Raw genomic sequence first — 18,347 nt, 5'->3', positions numbered from 1 at the left:
CATGCCTGGACACACCGACAACGAGATCACCGTCAACGCGCCCGTCGACGTCGTGTGGGACGTCACGAACGACCTGCCGAACTGGCCGGAGCTGTTCAGCGAGTACGCGACGATCGAGATCCTCGAGCAGAAGGGGAACACCACGCGCTTCCGTCTCGCCATGCACCCGGACGAGAACGGCGTGGTGTGGAGCTGGGTCTCCGAGCGGACGGTGGACCGCAAGGGCCTCACGGTGAAGGCCCGGCGCGTGGAGACGGGCCCGTTCGCCCACATGGACATCCACTGGGAGTACGGCGAGGTGCCCGGCGGCACCCGCATGCGCTGGGTCCAGGACTTCGCGATGAAGCCGGACGCCCCGATCGACGACGAGGGCATGACGCGGCGCATCAACCACAACTCCCGGATCCAGATGGAACTCATCCGGGACAAGATCGAGCAGAGTCAGCGCCGGGTCCGCACCCCCGTCGCCGACCGGCGCTGAGGCACCGGCCGCACCCACCGAGACGAAAGGCAGCCCTCCCGATGCACCAAGCCCTCATCGTGGCCCGCATGCAGCCCGGTTCGGCGTCCGACATCGCCGATCTGTTCGCCGCCTCGGACGCGGGCGAGCTCCCCCACCTGGTGGGGGTCAGCCGCCGCAGCCTGTTCCAGTTCGGGGACGTGTACCTGCACCTGATCGAGTCGGAGAAGGACCCCGGCCCGGCCATCGCGCAGGTCACCGGGCACCCGGAGTTCCGCGACCTCAGCGACCGGCTCTCGGCGTTCATCAGCCCGCACGACCCGCAGACCTGGCGGGGTCCGAAGGACGCGATGGCGCACCGGTTCTACCGCTGGGAGCGGGACTCCGGAAGGTAGTCCGTACGGGTGCCCTTGCCGCCGCCGGAACGACCGGGCGGCCTGGGCACCCAGGGCCGTGGTTCACCGCTCGTGACGGGAGAGATTCGGCAGGTAGTTTTTGAATGAATACCTGACTGAATTGCCGTCAACAAGGTTCCACCTCATATCTCGATTCGATAACGACATCACCGAAAAGGCCTGGACCATTACCGCGCGACGCGCGTAACTCCCTTTGTTTTATTGAGCTTTGACAGTTCATCAGATTCATCCACAAGGTAACGGATAGATTTCTCGGATCCGTCTCCCGTTTGTCCGAATTCTTCTCGGCGTCCTTCTGGCAAGCTTCCGCGCACCCACCCCCCTCACATCGATTTGAGGTGCGCATGACAGCCAGACGCGCGGGCGGCCGACGCCGCAGACCCCGCGAGGACGGGCGCCGACCCCGCCGGCTCATACTCGTCACCGCCGCCGTGGCCGCGGCGGCGGTGATGGCGGGAGGCCTCGCCTACTCCGGGTTCGGCGACCAGGCCGAAGCGGTCCCGCCCGCCGTGGCCGCCGGACCCGGCGCCGGCTCCCCCGAGCCGGCCTCCGCACCCGCCAGGGACGCGGAACCGGCGCCCCTCGCGGCCAAGCCCGCGAACGAGGGCGCACGCGGAATGGTCTACGACGGCCTGGAGGCCGCGCCCAAGGAAGACCACTGCGCCGGTGTCTACCGCACGGACGCCGGCCACTGCACGCACGGCCCCGACGCGCCTCCCGGCGGCGTCGACATCAAGAAGGACGTCCAGCCCGCGGTACGGGCGAAGGCCCCGGCCGCCGACCCCGCCGCCCCGGCCACGGGCGACCCGGCCGCCACGGAAGGCGGCGGGCGTCCTCAGGACGCGCCCGCCGCCGCCGACGCCGGCAGCGCCAAGGCCGCGGCCGCCGCGGCGCCCGCACCGCCCGCCTCCGGAAGCCAGGCGGTCGCCGCCGGCCCGGCGGGACAGACCGTCCAGTGCGACGGCGACGGCAGCACCGGCAACCGCGTCCAGGTCGTGTACGTGCACGCCCCGGGCAAGGACCGCTACGCCGAGTACCTCGCCTCGTTCCGCAAGTGGGCCGCCGACGCCGACGTCATCTACTCGGCGAGCGCCAAGGAGACGGGCGGTGTCCGTCACATCCGCTACGTGACGGCCGCCGACTGCACCCCCTCGGTGCTCAGCATCGAACTGCCGCAGTCCGCGCTCGCGGAGTTCAGCGCGACAAACAAGGCGCTCGCCGCCAAGGGACTGGACCGCCGCGACCGCAAGTACATGATCTTCGCGGACGCGCAGGTCTACTGCGGCATCGGCACCTTCAACGGCGACGAGCGCCCGGGCCAGAACAACCTGAGCAACTTCGGCCCCTCCTACGGGCGCACCGACTCCGGCTGCTGGGGCGGCCACACCGCCGCCCACGAACTGGGCCACAACCTGGGCGCGGTCAACAACAGCGCCCCGAACACCAGCCGCGGCGCGCACTGCACGGACGAGTGGGACGTCATGTGCTACTCGGACACCCCGTACTACCCGAAGATGCGCAACGTCTGCACCAACCAGGCGGCGGAGAACATCCTGGACTGCAACCACGACGACTACTTCCACACCAGTCCCAAGGCGGGCAGCTACCTCGCCACCCACTGGAACATCGCCGACAACCAGTTCCTGATGCGCTCCGGCGGCGGCACGGACCCGGGTCCGAACCCGACACCGACGCCGACCGGCAAGCCCACCCCCACGCAGAAGCCGTCGCCGACGCCGACCAAGCAGCCGACGGGCGGCCCGGCCGTGACCGCCGGCCAGGTCCAGGCGGACTCGGTGGTGCTGAGCTGGCCGAAGACCGAGGGCGCCGTCTGGTACCAGGTCCTGCTGAACGGAAAGCACCTGACCTGGGTGCAGTCCACGTCCCTGCGCGTCTACAACCTCCAGCCGGGTACCGCGTACACGGCCGCCGTGTCGGTGCGTGACGGCTCCGGCCGCGACAGCGGCGCGGGCAAGGCCGCCTCGTTCCGTACAGCGGACAAGGGCGGCGGCGCCACCACCCCGGGCACCCGCTACGTGCTCGGCAACGGCAGCACCGGCATGGCCGCCGAGCTGTGGGGCGGCCGCACCGCCGACGGCACGGTCCTCGTAGCCGGGCGCACCAACGGGTACGCGCAGCAGCAGTGGTTCTTCGACGACGCCGGTGACGGACTGGTCCGCATCCGGTCCGCGGTCTCCGGCAAGTGCCTCCAGCCGGGCGGCGCCCCGGCGGCGGGCATGTGGGTCGCGCAGCAGCCCTGCGGGAACTCCGGCGCCCAGCGCTGGAAGGTCTCCACCCGCGACGGCACGGTGACCGTCGCCGACCCGAGCGGCGGCTTCGCGCTCGCCGTGAGCGACCGGCCCTACTACGGGAACTGGCTGCTCGAACTGCAGCGCGCGGACGGCCGTCCGGCGCAGGTCTGGACGGCCCGCAAGGCCGGCTGACCACCCCCAGAACCGGCGGGCGGCCGTACTCCCCTGCGGCCGCCCGCCGCTCCCCCGTTCCTCCCGTTCTCCTCCCCCACGCTCCTCCGCTTCCCCCACCTCCCCCATCGCCCCCCACGCTCCCCTCCCGCTCTCCCTCATCACCTGGAGCACCGTGCCGATGCGCCTGCGTCCCCTCGCTTCCCCGACCCTGGCCGGACTCGGCCTCACCCTGCTGTGCCTGGTCCAGGGGGTCGTCCTGGCCGGACCCGTACACGCCCACGGAGACACCCTGAAGGTGGTGGTCACCGGTCAGCGCGACGGTCACGTCACCGCCGACGTCACGTGGGAGAACGACGGGGACCCGGTGGACGAGCAAGTCGCCGCCACCGTGAACGCGGTCAGCGCCGACGGCAGCCGGACCGAGGGCCCCTGGCGACTGGTCCGCGACACCGGCGCGAAGGCCGGCTGGACGACGGCCGAGGTGCTCCCGCCCGGCACCTGGACGGTGAGCGTCGACGCGGGCTTCCCCGGACTGGGACACGGCCAGCGGGAGATCGGCGTGCCGGTGGTGGACCCGGCCCCCTCCACCGCACCGTCCACCGCGCCGTCCACCGCCCCCTCCGCCCCGGCGCCGGCGCCCGCGTCCGCGCGGTCCGCTTCGCCCGAGGCCGCGCCGTCCCCGCGGCCGTCCGCGCCCTCCCCGTCCGCGGCAGGGCCCACCGGCTCCACCGACAACACCGGCTGGTGGACCACCGCGGGAGTCGTGGGCATCGCCCTGGCCGGCGCCGCGGCCGGCGTGTTCCTGCGCCGCAGGCGCCTGTCGCGCCGCTGACGGAGTGTCTGCGACGCCGCCGCCCGCGGGCCTTGCATGGTGGTCCCGGCGGCGGCCGCCGGCCCGGCGGCGCCCCGACGGCACACGACGGAACACGGCTGGGGACGGCACATGAAGGCAACGGACGTACTCGCGGACGGCTTCGGGCGCATCCACGAGGTGGTGCACGAGGTGGTCGACGGGCTGTCCCCGGAGGAACTGAACGCCCGGCTCGACCCGGAGGCGAACTCGATCGCCTGGCTCGTCTGGCACCTGACCCGGGTCCAGGACGACCACCTGGCCGACGCCGCGGACACCGGGCAGCTGTGGCGCTCCGACGGCTGGGCCGACCGGTTCGCGCTCGGCCTCCCCGCCGACGCGACCGGCTACGGCCAGACCGCACGCCAGGTCGCGTCGGTGCGCGTCGACTCCGGCGACCTCCTGCTGGGCTACTTCGACGCCGTCCACGAACGGACCCTGCGTTTCGTCCACGGCCTCGCCGCGGCCGACCTGGACCGCGTGGTCGACGAGCGCTGGGACCCCCCGGTCACCCTGGCGGTCCGCCTGGTCAGCGTCCTGTCCGACGACCTCCAGCACGCGGGCCAGGCCGCCTACATCAGGGGCGCCCTCGAACGCCGCTGATCGCGAGCGGTCTGGGCCCGGTGTCCGGGTCAACGCGGTCGCGCCCGGCCGATCGACACCCCCTGGCACGACGGGGGACGTCCTCACCGTCGACGGCGGACGCCACGTCGTCTGAACGGCGCGCCGGTCAGGGCCCGGAGGCCCGCCGCCCGGGTCCCGTCACGTCGTGCCGTTCAGGAAGCGGAGCACCGCGAGGACCCGGCGGTGCGCTTCCGCGGCCGGGGGGAGGTCGAGCTTGGCGAAGATGTTGTTGATGTGTTTGGCCACCGCGCTCTCGCTGACGAAGAGTCCGGCCGCGATCGCCGCGTTGGAGCGGCCCTCCGCCATCAGGGCGAGGACCTCCCGCTCGCGCGGGGTCAGCCGCTCCAGCGGGTCCGGCCCGCCGCGGCGCAGCAGGAGCTGTGCGACGACCTGCGGGTCGAGTGCGGTCCCGCCGGCCGCGACGCGGCGCAGGGCGTCCACGAACTCCTCCACGTCGGCGACGCGTTGCTTGAGGAGGTAGCCGATGCCCGCACTGGACGGGGCCGCGAGGAGGTCGGCGGCGTAGCGTTCCTCCACGTACTGCGAGAGCAGCAGGACGGCCGTGCCGGGGCTCTCGGCGCGGATCGCCAGGGCGGCGCGGACGCCCTCGTCGGTGAAGGCGGGCGGCATCCGGACGTCGATCAGCGCGAGGTCGGGCCGGTGTTCCCCGACGGCGGCGAGCAGCCCTTCGGCGTCGCCGGTCTCGGCGGCCACCTCGAACCCGGCCATTTCGAGGACCCGGACGAGTCCTACGCGCAGCAGGACGGAGTCCTCGGCGATCACAGCCCGCACGGCAGCTCCACGGTGATGACGGTCGGGCCCCCGAGGGGGCTGTTGATCAACAGTGTTCCGTCGACCGACCCTACGCGTTTGCGCAGGCCCACCAGACCAGTGCCGCCGGCCGGGTCCGCGCCGCCCGCCCCGTCGTCGGTGACGACCACCCGCAGCAGGTCGCCCCGCCGGCCCGGGACGCGGGCGACACGGACGGAACAGCGGTCGGCGCGGGCGTGCTTGGCGACGTTGGCGAGCGCCTCGGAGACGACGAAGTAGGCGACGGCCTCGACGGTGGGGTCCGGCCGCCGGGCCAGTTCCACCGACAGTTCGACGGGGAGCGGGGCGCGGGCGGCGATGCCGGAGAGCGCGGCGTCCAGTCCCCGGTCCTCCAGGACGGCCGGGTGCAGGCCCCGTACCAGGTCGCCCAGTTCTTCGATGGCTTCCTTCGCCTCGCGGTGGGCCTCGTCGATGACGGCCTTCGCCTGGGGTGGCAGGTCGTGGAGGGTGGCCCGGGCGATGCCGAGGTTCATGGCGAGGGAGACCAGCCGCTGCTGGGCGCCGTCGTGCAGGTCCCGTTCGATGCGGCGGCGTTCGATGTCGGCCGCGTCGAGCACTCCGGCCCGGCTTTCGGCGAGGTCCTCCACGCGGCGTTCCAGTTCGCGCGCCCGGTTGGGGCCGAGGAGGGCGAGCGCCGCGGCGGCGTCCAGGCGGGTGGTGAGCGCGGCCGCCCACGGCGTGGCGAGCAGGGTCAGCAGGCCCGCGGCGGTGATCAGGTCGTAGCGCGCCGAGGTGTCGGGGCCGGTGATCACCCCGCCGGCGGGGAGCATCCACTCCCAGGCGTAGATGGTGACGGCGGCGGCGCCGGCGGCCCAGGCCACTACGATCAGCGCGCCCGCGAGCGCGGCGAACGGGCTGACCAGCAGGTGGTAGCCGTACTGGCGCCAGGTCGCCTCGGAGCGCAGCCTTTCGCGCAGTCCGCGGACGGAGTTCCAGGGGTGGTGTCGCACGACGGGCGGTACGTCCAGGCCGAGCATGGTCCGCAGCCGGCTGCGCTGAAGGAACGTCAGCAGCGGGCGGAAGGCGAGGACGACGAGCAGGGGGAGCGGGGTGCGGGCCGGGGTCGCGGTCAGCACCACGAGTCCGAGGACGACGGGCAGGGCGGGCGGGATCGCCGCCACGGAGAAGGCGGTGTTGTGCCGGGCCCACACCGACCAGGGGGTGTGCGCGGCGATCCAGGTGTACGTACGCCTCAACGCGCCGCTGTATGCCATGACTCGTACGGTAATCGGACGTGCGGGGGGCCCTTCCACCACCCTGGTACCCAGCCCGGGGTGTACCTGGCACCACCCCCGGTTCGGGCCGTGGAGCCAGTGATCTCGCCGGGGTGCGCGACGAGAGTGGTGGTGTGCCCGGGGGACGGTCCGCCGGGCAGGAAGGAGACCTCCCGCCATGACCCTCGTCGCCCCGCGGTTCCCGGCCCCTCGGTTCCCGCTCCTGCGGAACCGAGCCCAGCGGGGCGGGTCCCGCCCCCGCGCCGGCCGTCGCGGTACGCGTCTGTCCACGGTGCTCACCGGGGCGGGGCTGGCGCTGCTGCCGTGGATGGTGGTGCTGGCCCGGACCGTGCCGCAGTCGGCGCAGGTGTCGAACTGGTCGGCCGCGTGGATCGGCCTCGACGCGATGCTGGCCGCAGGGCTGACGGGAACGGGGTTCCTGCTGCGCAAGGGGGATTCCCGGGTGTCGCCGGTGGCGGCGGCGACGGCCGCTCTGCTGGTGATGGACGCCTGGTTCGACGTGACGACCTCGGCCGGTACGAGCGGCCAGGGCCCGGCGCTGATGCTCGCGGCCGCGGCGGAGCTGCCGCTGGCGGCGGTCTGCGCGGCGGTGGCCGTACGGCGTACCGCCTGACGAGCGGGGACGGGCGGGGCAGACGGACACACCGTCAACTACGGCCCGTGCGTGGCCCTTTCCGTAGCTGACCTATCATCTGTTCGATTCTCGCGAGCCCCTGCCCGGGCCGGGGTCCGGGAAGTGATCCACGATGAGAGGGCAACGAGCACTTGCGTTTCACGGGCAAGCACCGCATAGCCATGGTCGCCGCCGCAGCGGCGGCGGCGGTCTTCGGGAGCCTCCAGCTCCCTTCCACCGCCTTCGGCACCGAGGACACCGCACCCCCGACGGAGGCGTCGGTCCCGCTGGAGCCCTCGGAGGCTCCCGAATCCCACGCGGAGGACTCCGCCGCGTACACCGACGACGGCACGGCCTTCCGGGGCGGCGTCCTGTCCCTCGGCGTTCCGGGGGCGAAGCCCGCGGCGCGCACGGCTGCGGCCGCCGCGCCCGCACCGCCCGCACCGCCCCAGGGCGAGGGGTGGAAGCTGAGCGGCGCCACGAAGTGGCTGACGACCGGCTACACGGTCAAGTTCTACGACCAGAAGTCCGCGGACTGGCTGGCTCCGTACGTACGGGCCTCCGCCGCGGACCTCCAGCGCATCACGAACCTGCCGGTGACCGTCGACACGAAGCCCGTCGGCTGGGACTACGTCAGGCCCCGGGGCGAGGTCGTCGTCGGCGTCCTGCCCCGCCCGTGCGTACCGCCGGCGGACGGCGGCACCATGGGCAACACCGGCTGGAAGGTCGTGCGGGACGGCTCGGGGACCGCGAACCTCAGCTGCGGTTTCACCAGCACCTCGCTGCCCGAGACCGTCACCAGCGGGCACGCGTACATCGACAGTAGCTTCTTCACCGCGGCCGGCAAGCCCACCGCCGCCATGGGCGAAACGTACATGCGCAACCACGTGAGTCACGAGCTCGGGCACACCCTGGGCCTGACGCACGCCAACCGCAGCCTGAACAAGAGCGATTGCGTGAAGGGCACCGACTCCGGCCAGTTCCCGGTCATGTGCTCACCGGCGTACGCGTACCAGGACAAGCGCGCGGGCACCTACGTCCAGCAGTTCGACCTACAGGGTCTGCGCCGCCTCGCGTCCGGCGCCGGAGCCGTGCTGTCCCCGCAGGGCAGGGTGTCTGGGCTCGGCGCCAAGTGCCTCGACGTCAAGGGCGGGAAGGCGGCCAACGGCACGCAGATCCAGCTCTACACCTGCAACGGCTCGGCCGCGCAGTCGTGGATCCTGGGCAAGGACGGTACGTTCCGCGCGTTCGGCAAGTGCCTGGACAACGCGCGCAACGCGAACACGAACGGCAACAAGATCAGCCTGCACGACTGCAACGGCTCGGCGGCGCAGCGCTGGTCCGTCAACGCGAAGGGGCAGATCGTGCACGTGGCGTCGGGCAAGGTCCTCGACGTGACGGGTGGCGCGACCGCCAACGGGACCGTGGTCCAGCTCTACACGGCGAACACGAACAAGCGCCAGGTCTGGACCGCCCCGAAGTAGCGCCCGGAGCGACCCCGCCCCCCGCGCGCCCCTCCTGAGGGGCGCGCGGGGGGCGGGGCAGGAGCCCGGGTGACTACTCGATGACGAGCTCGACGGGGATGTTGCCCCGGGTGGCCTTGGAGTAGGGGCAGACCTCGTGCGCCTGCTTGACCAGCAGGGTGCCGGTCTCGCCGGCCAGGGACTCGGGGAGCTCGATGCGCAGGGTGACGGCCAGCGCGAAGCCGCTGTCGTCCTGGCCGATGGAGGTTTCCGCCGTGACGGACACGTCGCTGGTGTCGACCTTCGCCTGGCGGCCGACCAGGCCGAGGGCGCTGGCGAAGCAGGCGGCGTAACCGGCGGCGAAGAGCTGCTCGGGGTTGGTGCCCTGGCCGTTGCCGCCGAGCGCCGGGGGCATGGCGAGCGCGAGGTCGATCTGGCCGTCGGAGCTGACGGCGCGGCCCTCGCGGCCGTTGGCGGTGGCGACGGCGGTGTACAGCGCGTTCATCGGAGGTCCTTTCACAGGGGGTGGGGCCGGCGGCCGACCCATGTCCATAACCATGGCACACAATTAAATTGTGCACAACTCAATGGCTCGCAAGGAGCCTCCGGTACACTGGACCCCATGACCGAGCAGCCCGCCGACACCCTCCGCGACCAGGACTTCCTCCGCCTGGACGGGCAGATCTGCTTCGCGCTCAACGCCGCCAGCCGCGCCTTCGGCGGCCTCTACCGGGTCGTCCTGAAGGATCTGGGCCTGACCTACCCCCAGTACCTGGTGATGCTGGTGCTCTGGGAGCACGGCACGATGCCGGTCAAGCAGCTCGGACAGCACCTGCGCCTCGACTCGGGCACCCTCTCGCCCCTGCTCAAGCGGCTGGAGGCGGCCGGCCTGATCCGGCGCGAGCGCAGCGTCGAGGACGAGCGGTCCGTGCACGCGGTACTCACGGAGGAGGGCGCCGCGCTGCGGGAACGGGCCGTGGAGGTGCCGCGCCGGATCGCCGCGGCCACGGGCTTCGACCTGGCCGAGATCCGCGACCTCCAGACGCGCCTGGGCCGCCTGACGGCCGCGCTCGACGCCGCCGCACCCCAGGACTGAGCCCCAGGGACACCGCCAGGGGACGCAGGGCCCCGGTACGGGACGTCCGGGACCCGTGGGGCCGATCCCTCAGACGCCGGAGTCGCGCTCCATCGTGGGGCGCAGGCGCTCCAGCAGGGCGTACAGCGTCGCGCTCTCCGCCTCGTCCAGCGCGTCGAGGGCGCCGTGCGTGGCCTGCATCTCCTCGCGCACCCGCCGGATGACGTCCCGGCCGGCGTCGGTCGCGATGACGTTCTTCACGCGCCGGTCCGCCGGGGAGGGCTCGCGCCGCACCAGGTCGCGCGCCTCCAGCCGGTCGACGATGCCGGTGACGTTCGAGGCGTCGCACACCAGCAGCGCGGCGAGCCCGCGCATGGGTACCGGGCCCTCCAGCTGGGCCAGGACCCTGGCCTGCGTGGACGTGAGCCCGTAGCGCGCGGCCGCGGCCGCGAAGTCCCGCCACTGGGCGGTGCCGATGGCGGCGAGCAGCTCCAGCAGCTGGAGCTTGGTGGGCTGGGTCGGGGCGGTGGCGCTCATGCCTCCGGAGGGTACCCAGGATGCTTGACATTATCAATTGTTTACTTGACCTCCTCAACTATCTGCGCCTACCTTCGACGAAGTACTTGATGACATCAAACATCTCCGTCCTGAAGCACTGAAGCGCCGAAGAAGGTCCTCCCCCTCATGAGCTCCGCCGCATCCGCCCCCGCCGAAGCGAGGAACAGGAACGAGACGGTCATCGTCTTCGCCCTGAGCCTGGCCGCCATGGTCGTGTCGATGATGCAGACCCTGCCCGTTCCGATCCTGGGCCTGATCCGCAACGACCTCGGCACCTCGACCGCCAACGTCAGCTGGGTGACCACCGCCACCCTGCTCTCCGCCGCCGTCTTCACCCCGCTGCTCGGCCGCTTCGGCGACCAGCACGGCAAGAAGCCCACCCTGGTGGCCGTCCTCGGTGTCATGGTCGCGGGATCCGTCGTGGCCGCCCTGGCGACCTCGCTGCCGCTCCTGATCCTGGGCCGCGTCCTCCAGGGCGCCGCGACGGCGATCTTCCCGCTGGCCCTGTCGGTGCTCCGGGAGGAGGTCCGGCCGCAGAAGCTGCCCGGCGCCATGGCCCTGGTCAGCGGCACGCTCGCGTTCGGCTCCGGTCTGGCGCTCGTCGCCACCGGCCTGCTCACCTCGGGCGCCGACGCCGACTACCGCAACGCCTTCTGGATGGCGACCGGCTTCGCGACGCTCGCCCTGCTCGCCGTCGTCTTCCTCGTCCCCGCCACCCGCCACAAGACGGGCGGCCGCACCGACTTCCTCGGCGCGCTGACCCTGGGTCTCGCCCTGCTGCTGCTCCTGCTGCCCATCTCGCAGGGCCACGAGTGGGGCTGGTCCTCCGGCCGCACCCTGGGCAGCTTCGCCGGCGCCGCAGTGATGACGGCCGTCTGGGTGCTGACCGAGCTCAAGGTGCGCGAGCCCCTCGTGGACATGCGGATGTTCGTGCACCGTCCGGTGCTCATGGCCAACCTGGCCGGTGTCCTCGTCGGCTTCGGGATGTTCGCGAACTTCCTGGGCGTCTCCTACCTCGTCCAGATGCCGAAGGCGCTCACCGGGTACGGCTTCGACGCCTCGATCCTGCGCGCCTCGGTCCAGTTCCTGCTGCCCGGAGCCATCGTGTCGCTGCTGGCCTCCCCCATCGGCGGCCAGCTGGTGCGCCACCGCGGGCCGCGCGTCGCGCTCGGCCTGGCCGCCGCCCTCGGCGCGGCCGGCTTCGGCTGGCTCGCCCTGGACCACGGCCACACCGTGTCGGTGATCGGTGCCGGTCTCGTCGTCGGCGCGGCCGTCAGCTTCGGCTACGCGGCCATGCCCGCCGTGATCATGGCGAGCGTTCCGCACCACCAGAGCGGCATCGCCAACGGCATCAACTCCATCTCCCGCTCCACCGGCAGCGCGATCGGCAGCGCCATCGTCACCACGATCCTCGCCTCGAAGACGATCGAGCACCTCCCGGCGGGCGTCCCCGCCCTGCCGGCCGAATCCGGGTTCACCCTCACCTTCGGCATCGGGGCCGTCGCGTTCGCGCTGGTCGCCCTCATCAGCTGGCTCGGCCTGCGCGGCGGGCACGGCCCGCGCGTCAGCGCCGCCTCCGCCGGCGCCCCGGCCGCCGCACCCGTCAAGACGGTCCAGCCGGCCGAGACCGTCTGAGCCCCGCCCCCGCGCACAACGCCCTACGACGCCGCCCCCGGTCACCCGACCGGGGGCGGCGTCGTGTGCGTACGGGGCCGTGAACCCGCCCCGTCCGGTCCGGGCAAGTGCCCGCGCGACCCTCCACGTTGTCCGCGGGCCACCCGCGGCCGCCCGCCCCGACCCGAAGCACGGCGCTGTCAGTGGGGCTCGCTAGTCTCCCCGCATACCGCAGCTCAGAGGCGTTGGCGCCGTCATGAGGGCTGCGCGAAAACGGATTCGGACAGGCGGAGGGGCACGTTCTGATGGCTTGGCTGGCAGTGGACGAGGGCTACGAGGTCGCCCTCGTGGAAGGGCGGGTCACCGCGCGGCGGCCCGCGGGGCGGCAGTTGAAGGCGCTCCCCAAGGCGCTGCGCGACCACCCCGAGGTGGACCGGCTGCGCCGGCTCGCCGAGTGGCTCGACCGGCACGAGGCGGCCTGCGCCGCCCAGGTGGACGCGTGGATGGTGTCCTCGCTCCCCGTGCCGACCGCGCTCCTGGCCCGGGTGTGGCCCGACGCGGCCTGGCAGGCGGCGCTGCGCGACCTGGCGATCGTCGGGGACGACCCGGACGAGGTCGGCTTCCTGCGCGACGCGACCGCCGCGGGCGAGCTGAAGGTGGTCAACCTCGACGGGGAGACCGTACGCCTGTCGCCGCGGACGGTGACCCTGCCGCACCCGGTGCTGCTGCCCGACCTGGACGACGTACGGGACTTCGCGGCCGAGCTGGGCATCACGCAGAAGGTCGAGCAGATCCACCGCGCGACCTGGGCCAAGCCCGCCTCGGTCACCGCGACGGCGACCGAGGTACGGGACTACGCGGGCGGGGTGTTCCCGTCGCGGTTCAGCCTCGCCGCCCGGGCCACCGCGCTGGGCTACCGCGTCACCGGCGGCTACTCCACCTGCAAGGTCCGCGACACGGGCCGCGCCGTGGAGGCGGCCGTGTGGATCGGAGAACCGTACTGGGACAGCGAGTCGGCCACCGGCGCACTGAACTGGCACGACGGGGAGGGCCGGTCGGTACGGCTCGAAGAGGTCGGACCGGTGGCCTGGTCCGAGGGCATGAGGATGGCCGCGGCGCTCTACGCCGGGCGCAAGATCGAAGAGGGCGGGGACGCGTGAACACCACCACCATCAACGGCACCGGCACCGCCGAGCTGCTCCAGGCGGGCGCCGTACTTCCCGCCGACGCGACGGGCGCGGGCCCCTCCGCCGTGCCGCTGACCGCGCGGACGTACCGTCACCCGGCACTCGGTGACGAGCGCGTCGTCGTCCGGCTCGCCGCGGCCGAACTGGGAGCCGCCGAGGACCTGGCCGCCGGGTTCCTGGGGCTCGTACCCGAGGCCGGCGAACCGCCCGTCGTCGGTCTGGGCCGACGCCAGGCACTCGGGTTCCCCGAGTGGGTCCTCGTGCACCACCCCGAGGACGGGCACCACGCGCTGGCCGTCGTCCCCGAACTGGACCGGCTGGCGCGGCAGGCGAAGTCCAAGCCCAAGGCCGCCCTCGACGCCTGCCACGAGCTGGCCGGCCGGCTCGCCGCGGCCGTCCCGCACTTCCTGCCCGTCTTCTACGAGCAGGCCGCCCGGACCTTCCTCGCCGTCGAGAACACCACCTACGCGGCTCAGCTGTTCGGCAAGGCCCGCACCAGCGAGGCCCAGTTCGGACTGTCCGTCGACGAGGACCGCCTGGACGCCGTCTTCCTCGAGTTCGCCCTGGCCGGAGCCCTCCCCGTGAAGGTGCTCACCTCCTACGGCAAGGAACTGGCGCTGCGGGTCACCCCCGCCGAGGCCTTCGAGCGCTTCCGGCGGCTGTGCGTGCGCCGCACCGCGGGCGGCCTCCCGCCGTCGGCCCAGGCCTCCGTCGAGCTGCGGCGGCTCGCCCGCGCGGCCGGGCTGAAGGGCGGTGAGCCCGAGCAGGAGTACCTGGCGGAGCTGCTGCCGCTGCCCGCCACCCTGCGCGCCGCGACCGGCTGGTGGAAGTCCCACCGCGCCTCCCTGGTCGCGCTGGCCCAGCGCGTGCCGTCCGTACGGGGCACCCTGCTGGGACTGGCGCCGACCGGCGGCGGCGACGCCGGTGAACTGGCCACGCTGTGGCTGGAGGTGCTGGAGGAGTCGGGCGCCACCGCCGGACTCGCCGACGACTCCTTGCCCGCCGCGGAACGCTGCGCCGACGGCGCCGCCGGCTGGCTGGAGCGCTTCCACACCGCCCGGTACAGCGGCTGGGGCACCCCGCCCGCCCTGCCGCCGCTGCTGACCCTCGTGGCCCGCTGCGCCGACCGGCTGCGCGCCGAACTCGACTCCCCCGAACGGGAGGAGGGCCTGCGGATCGACCTCCAGGACGTGGACCTCCTCGACCTGCTGCTCTCCCTGGACGTACCCGTCGCCGTCTCCGCCGACGACTCCGGCTCCGGCGGCCACGCCCGCCTCGGCCTGGAGCAGTGGGCCCTCACGCCCGAACGCAGGGACCTGCGGGCCCTGTGCGCCGACCAACGGCTGCGCCCGGCCTTCTTCCGCACCCTCGACGGCTTCAACGGCCACCACATGTCGAGCCGCCGGTCGGCCGTCGCACTGCTCGCGCGGACCGAGGGCAGCGCCCCCCTGGTCGCCGAGTGGGTCCGCGGCGTCGCCGCCGCGTCCACGGCCACGGGGCTGCCCCACCTGCCCGCGGCGATCCAGCGCCTGACCTGGCTGCCCGCCGAGGCGCTCACCCTGGCCCCGGAGGAAGTGGCCCGCGCGGCCGCCACCGACCTGGGGGAGATCCTGGCCCGCACCCTGCGCGGCGGCCTCTTCGAAGAACTCGGCTGGCCCTCCTGGGAGGAGGCCGTCACCGCGCTCACGCCCGGCAACGACCGCCACCGGCTCACCGTCATGGACGCCTGGCCGTACCTCATCGTGGCCAACTCCGCCCAGGTCAGGGTCATCGACGCCGAGTCGACCGTGCTGACGCACGATCTGCGGCTGCCCTCCGGGAACCACCACAGCACCGGCTTCCACTACGTCGACGGCGACCTGCTGGTCTTCTGGGCCACCTACAACGGTCCCGTCCAGGGCTACTGGCTCAGCGCCCCGGGCGACGTGCTCACCCTGGACTCCCCCGCCACCTACTGGAGCCCCCGCACCGACAACGTCACGCTGCAACTGCCGGGCGGCGGCCGCGCCACCGGCGGAGACGTCCTGCACCCCGGGGACACCCGGCTGCCCACCGAGCGGGCGGTCATCTCGGACGGCACCTCGTACTGGGTCTGGGAGCACGGCCAGCAGCCCGCCGAGCCGGGCTGGGCCGAGTACGACCCCGCCACCGGCCTCACCGGCCGGCGTTCCGCACCCGGCTTCCTCGCCGACGCCCTGCACGGGCACCCCACCGGCAGCACCCTGCCCGACAACATCGGCCAGAACTGGCTGCGGCCGGCTCCCACCGTCGAGCACTCCGTCCTGGGCACGCCCGTGGACGGACTGCTCGGCTGGCGCGCCGTACGCGTCCCCGGCCAGGGCTGGCACGGCTCCGACAACGGCGGACGCTCCGTCGTCGTGCCCGAGGGCCAGTACGCCCCGCGGCACGCGCTCGGCTTCCCCGGAGACGAGCGGCCGCGCGCCCTGACCGCCGACTGGCGGACGCTGTCCCTCGTCGACCCCGAGGGCGTCGTCACCGCCGAGGCCGGCGGCGACCGCCACAACGGGACCTACTCCACCCGCCGCGTGAACCTTCCTCCGCTCCCTTACTGGAACTCCCTGCGCGCCCGGGACCCCGAGGGCTCGGCCGCGCTGCGCGCGACCGACCGGGAGACCGCGGCCGGTCTGCTGAAGGCCGCCGCCGAGGCCGCGAAGAACGACGACGCGGCCGCGCTCGTCACCGCCGCCCTGCCGCAGATCACCGACCCCGCACTGATCGGCGGCGTCGTCGACCAGGTGCGCGCCGCGCTGAACCAGCGCCGGGCCCTGGACCGGGTGGCGGCCGCACTGAAGCCGGCGGACCCCCGGCAGACCCGGCCCCAGGAGGAGCGCGGTCCCGTCGACAACCTCCTCGACGCCGGCCTGGACGGACTCGTCGGCGCGGGGCACTACCGCTACGGCGGGGACTCCGACACCGCCTACCGGTTCCTGCGGAAGCTCGCCGCGGCCGCCGCCGACACCGGGGCGCAGACCGTCCCCGGGCGGCTGCATGTCGACGTGCCCGGGGTCGCCTACTGCGCGTTCCCGTGGATCGGCCCGTTCCTGGAGCAGCCCGCCGCGGCCGCCTACCGGGCGGTCGTCACCGGCAGCACCGACGAGCACCGGGCGGCGCTGTGCGCGCTGCTGGCCGAGGTCGACGCCCTCGGCCTGGGCTCGGCGCGGCAGGCCGGAGCCCGGTGGCGCCGGATCCACGTCCGGATCGAGGAGGGCCACCTCCTCGGACAGGACGGCCGCGAGCGCGGCCGGGGCGGACGGCACCGCAGCGTCCTGCCGCTCGGCGGCGGTGGCGCGCTCGGCATGGCCGAGTCGATCGACGGCCGGCCCGGCGGGCGCGAGTTCTCCGCGCTGCTGCACGACCCGAGCGGCGCGTTCACCCTGCCCGCGCCGTACACCGGCATCGGGAACGCCACGGTCCCCGGCGACCCCGCCCGGGAAGGCGGCTGGCTGGCCGCGTTCCTGCGGGAGGCCGCCGCCCGGGGCGCGGCCCCCTGGTTCCCCGGGGCCGCCGAGGAGTTCTCCCGGCTGACCGGTGTCTCCTCCACGATGGCCGCCCTGGTGCTCGCCGGCCTGCCGCACCTCGACACGTGGGAGCGCGGTTTCCTCCCGGCCGAGCTGCGCACCGCCCTCGGGGTGAAGGCCACCGCCGCCGCGCACGCCCGCGACGACCTCAAGGAACTCGCCTTCGACGTGCGGCGGGAGCTGGTCGCGGCGCTGCTGCCGGCCGACCCGGCCCTGCTGTGGACCGAGGGGCCGGACGCGGTGGCCGCCGCGCAGGTGTGGAACCGGCGCGTCGGCCGTCGCACGCCGGTACCGGACTGGCTGCTCACCGAGGCGGGCAAGGACGTCCGCAGCGCCTGGGCCCCGCACCGCGCGCTGCCCGCGCTGCTCGACCCGGCCTCCGCTCCGGTGCTGTCGACCGACGTGCCCTGGACCGTCCGGCAGGACCACGTGACGCCGGCCGTGCCGACGGCCGCCCCGTTCGACACGGCCGTCCTTTCGGGGTCGGTGGCGCTGACGGCGTGGCTGGCGCACCGGCTGCCCGCGGGCGATCCCCTGCGGGCCTGCCTGCCGCCCGCACTCACCGCCGTACGGCAGCGGCTCGCCGCACCCGAACTGCTGCTGAGCATCGGCCACTACATCCGGCTGGCCGACTTCCGCAAGGCGGCGGGTACGCCGACGGAGACCGCAGAGGGGTACGAACGGTACGGCGCGGTGGTCCTGCCCACCGCCGACGACACGCCCCGGCCCGGGCTGCGCCCGGCGCTGCTGGACTCGACCGGGTCCGACCCGTACCTGCCGCTGCTGCGCGGCCCCGAGCAGCAGCCGTCCGGCGCGGAAACGGCACTGCGCCTGGCCCACGACCCGCGCTTCGCCGCGCTGCTGGCCGACCCGGGGGCGCCGGCGGCCGGGGCCCCCGACAAGGACGGCACCTGGTGGCCGCAGGACCCGAGCCGGTCGGTGCCCGAGCTGGTGGCGGAAGTGGAAGAGGCGTACGGGCTGGGCGCCGACGCCGCCGCCCTCTACCTGGCGCTGCTGGCGATGCCCGACCCGACGGACCGCAACACGGCCCGCTGGACGGGCTGGAAGCCGGTCCGGCTGAAGGCGGCCCGCGCCGAACTGGCCGCCACCGACCTGGTCGTGTCGGCCGGCCGCAGCCGGGCGGGACGCTCCCTGTTCCTGCCCGGCGGCTGGTCCGACATGAACTCCCCGGCCCTGCCGGTGGAGACCTGGAAGCTGCCGATGTACACGGCCGCGCCGAACGGCGTCGCGGTGCTGGGTCTGCTGGTGCCGGCCGAACCGGCCGCCGACCTGTACCGGCGGGCCTGGGCGCGGATCCGCGGGGGCGACGTCCCGCGCTTCGAGGAACTGAAGGTCAAGCGCACGGCCGCCCGCCGCCGCTGACCCCGACGCCCCGCCCGCACGGGGCTCCGGCCGGGGCGCGTCCCCGGCCGGAGCCCCCGGCACCTCCTCCTTC

General features: G+C 73.8%; 15 protein-coding genes. 11 read left to right on the top strand and 4 right to left on the bottom strand.

From position 1 onward, the window contains the following. Position 1: 1 nt before the first annotated feature. From AC07B0_RS06785 to AC07B0_RS06765, 5 genes are all read left to right on the top strand, one after another. On the top strand, positions 2–481 hold the full coding sequence (locus AC07B0_RS06785) for an SRPBCC family protein (RefSeq protein WP_356882516.1): 480 nt from the start codon (positions 2–4) through the stop codon (positions 479–481). Between the two features lie 41 nt (positions 482–522). After that, the gene (locus AC07B0_RS06780) at positions 523–855 is read left to right on the top strand and encodes a TcmI family type II polyketide cyclase (protein ID WP_478897067.1); all 333 of its coding nucleotides are present in this window, start codon (positions 523–525) and stop codon (positions 853–855) included. Positions 856–1,220: 365 nt separating this feature from the next. Continuing rightward, a complete protein-coding gene (locus AC07B0_RS06775) occupies positions 1,221–3,320 on the top strand; it encodes an RICIN domain-containing protein (RefSeq protein ID WP_478865644.1) in 2,100 nt (699 codons plus the stop codon). A 160-nt stretch (positions 3,321–3,480) separates the two neighbouring features. Continuing rightward, positions 3,481–4,134, top strand: a complete 654-nt coding sequence (locus AC07B0_RS06770) for an LPXTG cell wall anchor domain-containing protein (RefSeq protein ID WP_478897065.1) — start codon at positions 3,481–3,483, stop codon at positions 4,132–4,134. 111 nt (positions 4,135–4,245) lie between these two features. Further along, positions 4,246–4,755, top strand: a complete 510-nt coding sequence (locus tag AC07B0_RS06765; protein WP_478865642.1) for a mycothiol transferase — start codon at positions 4,246–4,248, stop codon at positions 4,753–4,755. A 159-nt stretch (positions 4,756–4,914) separates the two neighbouring features. Here AC07B0_RS06765 and AC07B0_RS06760 read toward each other — a convergent pair whose 3' ends face one another. Continuing rightward, positions 4,915–5,568 carry a LuxR C-terminal-related transcriptional regulator gene (locus AC07B0_RS06760; protein ID WP_467292667.1) on the bottom strand — a complete coding sequence of 218 codons (654 nt, stop codon included), beginning with the start codon at positions 5,566–5,568 and terminating at the stop codon, positions 4,915–4,917. After that, positions 5,556–6,821 (bottom strand): sensor histidine kinase, encoded by a 1,266-nt coding sequence (locus AC07B0_RS06755; protein ID WP_478897063.1) that lies wholly within the window; start codon positions 6,819–6,821, stop codon positions 5,556–5,558. Before AC07B0_RS06755 ends, AC07B0_RS06760 begins: the two co-directional genes overlap by 13 nt. Positions 6,822–6,999: 178 nt before the next feature. Here AC07B0_RS06755 and AC07B0_RS06750 point away from each other — a divergent pair, with 178 nt between their 5' ends. After that, positions 7,000–7,455: a hypothetical protein gene (locus tag AC07B0_RS06750; protein ID WP_478897061.1), complete on the top strand. Its 456-nt coding sequence runs from the start codon at positions 7,000–7,002 to the stop codon at positions 7,453–7,455. Between the two features lie 152 nt (positions 7,456–7,607). After that, the gene (locus AC07B0_RS06745) at positions 7,608–8,939 is read left to right on the top strand and encodes a ricin-type beta-trefoil lectin domain protein (RefSeq protein WP_478897059.1); all 1,332 of its coding nucleotides are present in this window, start codon (positions 7,608–7,610) and stop codon (positions 8,937–8,939) included. A 73-nt stretch (positions 8,940–9,012) separates the two neighbouring features. Here AC07B0_RS06745 and AC07B0_RS06740 read toward each other — a convergent pair whose 3' ends face one another. After that, positions 9,013–9,423, bottom strand: coding sequence for an organic hydroperoxide resistance protein (locus AC07B0_RS06740; protein WP_356878554.1), 411 nt, complete (start codon positions 9,421–9,423; stop codon positions 9,013–9,015). Positions 9,424–9,540: 117 nt separating this feature from the next. Between AC07B0_RS06740 and AC07B0_RS06735 the strand changes: the two genes are divergently transcribed. Beyond that, positions 9,541–10,014, top strand: a complete 474-nt coding sequence (locus AC07B0_RS06735; protein ID WP_356878552.1) for a MarR family winged helix-turn-helix transcriptional regulator — start codon at positions 9,541–9,543, stop codon at positions 10,012–10,014. A gap of 69 nt (positions 10,015–10,083) precedes the next feature. Here AC07B0_RS06735 and AC07B0_RS06730 read toward each other — a convergent pair whose 3' ends face one another. Beyond that, complete coding sequence (locus tag AC07B0_RS06730) at positions 10,084–10,530, bottom strand: MarR family winged helix-turn-helix transcriptional regulator (protein WP_478897057.1); 447 nt, start codon at positions 10,528–10,530, stop codon at positions 10,084–10,086. Positions 10,531–10,677: 147 nt separating this feature from the next. On the opposite strand from AC07B0_RS06730, the gene AC07B0_RS06725 reads away from it, so the two are divergent. From AC07B0_RS06725 to AC07B0_RS06715, 3 genes are all read left to right on the top strand, one after another. Next, a complete protein-coding gene (locus AC07B0_RS06725) occupies positions 10,678–12,186 on the top strand; it encodes an MFS transporter (protein WP_469377886.1) in 1,509 nt (502 codons plus the stop codon). Positions 12,187–12,470: 284 nt separating this feature from the next. Next, positions 12,471–13,325 (top strand): DUF4132 domain-containing protein, encoded by an 855-nt coding sequence (locus AC07B0_RS06720; protein WP_478897055.1) that lies wholly within the window; start codon positions 12,471–12,473, stop codon positions 13,323–13,325. Beyond that, positions 13,322–18,274, top strand: coding sequence for a DNA-binding protein (locus tag AC07B0_RS06715; protein WP_478897054.1), 4,953 nt, complete (start codon positions 13,322–13,324; stop codon positions 18,272–18,274). The genes AC07B0_RS06720 and AC07B0_RS06715 overlap by 4 nt, the downstream gene beginning before the upstream one ends. The last annotated feature ends 73 nt before the right edge of the window (positions 18,275–18,347 follow it).

The sequence above is a fragment of the Streptomyces sp. NPDC044704 genome (genome assembly GCF_056433525.1).
The sequence above is the reverse complement of the archived record's forward strand: the minus strand, read 5'-3'. Positions and strand labels throughout refer to the sequence as shown.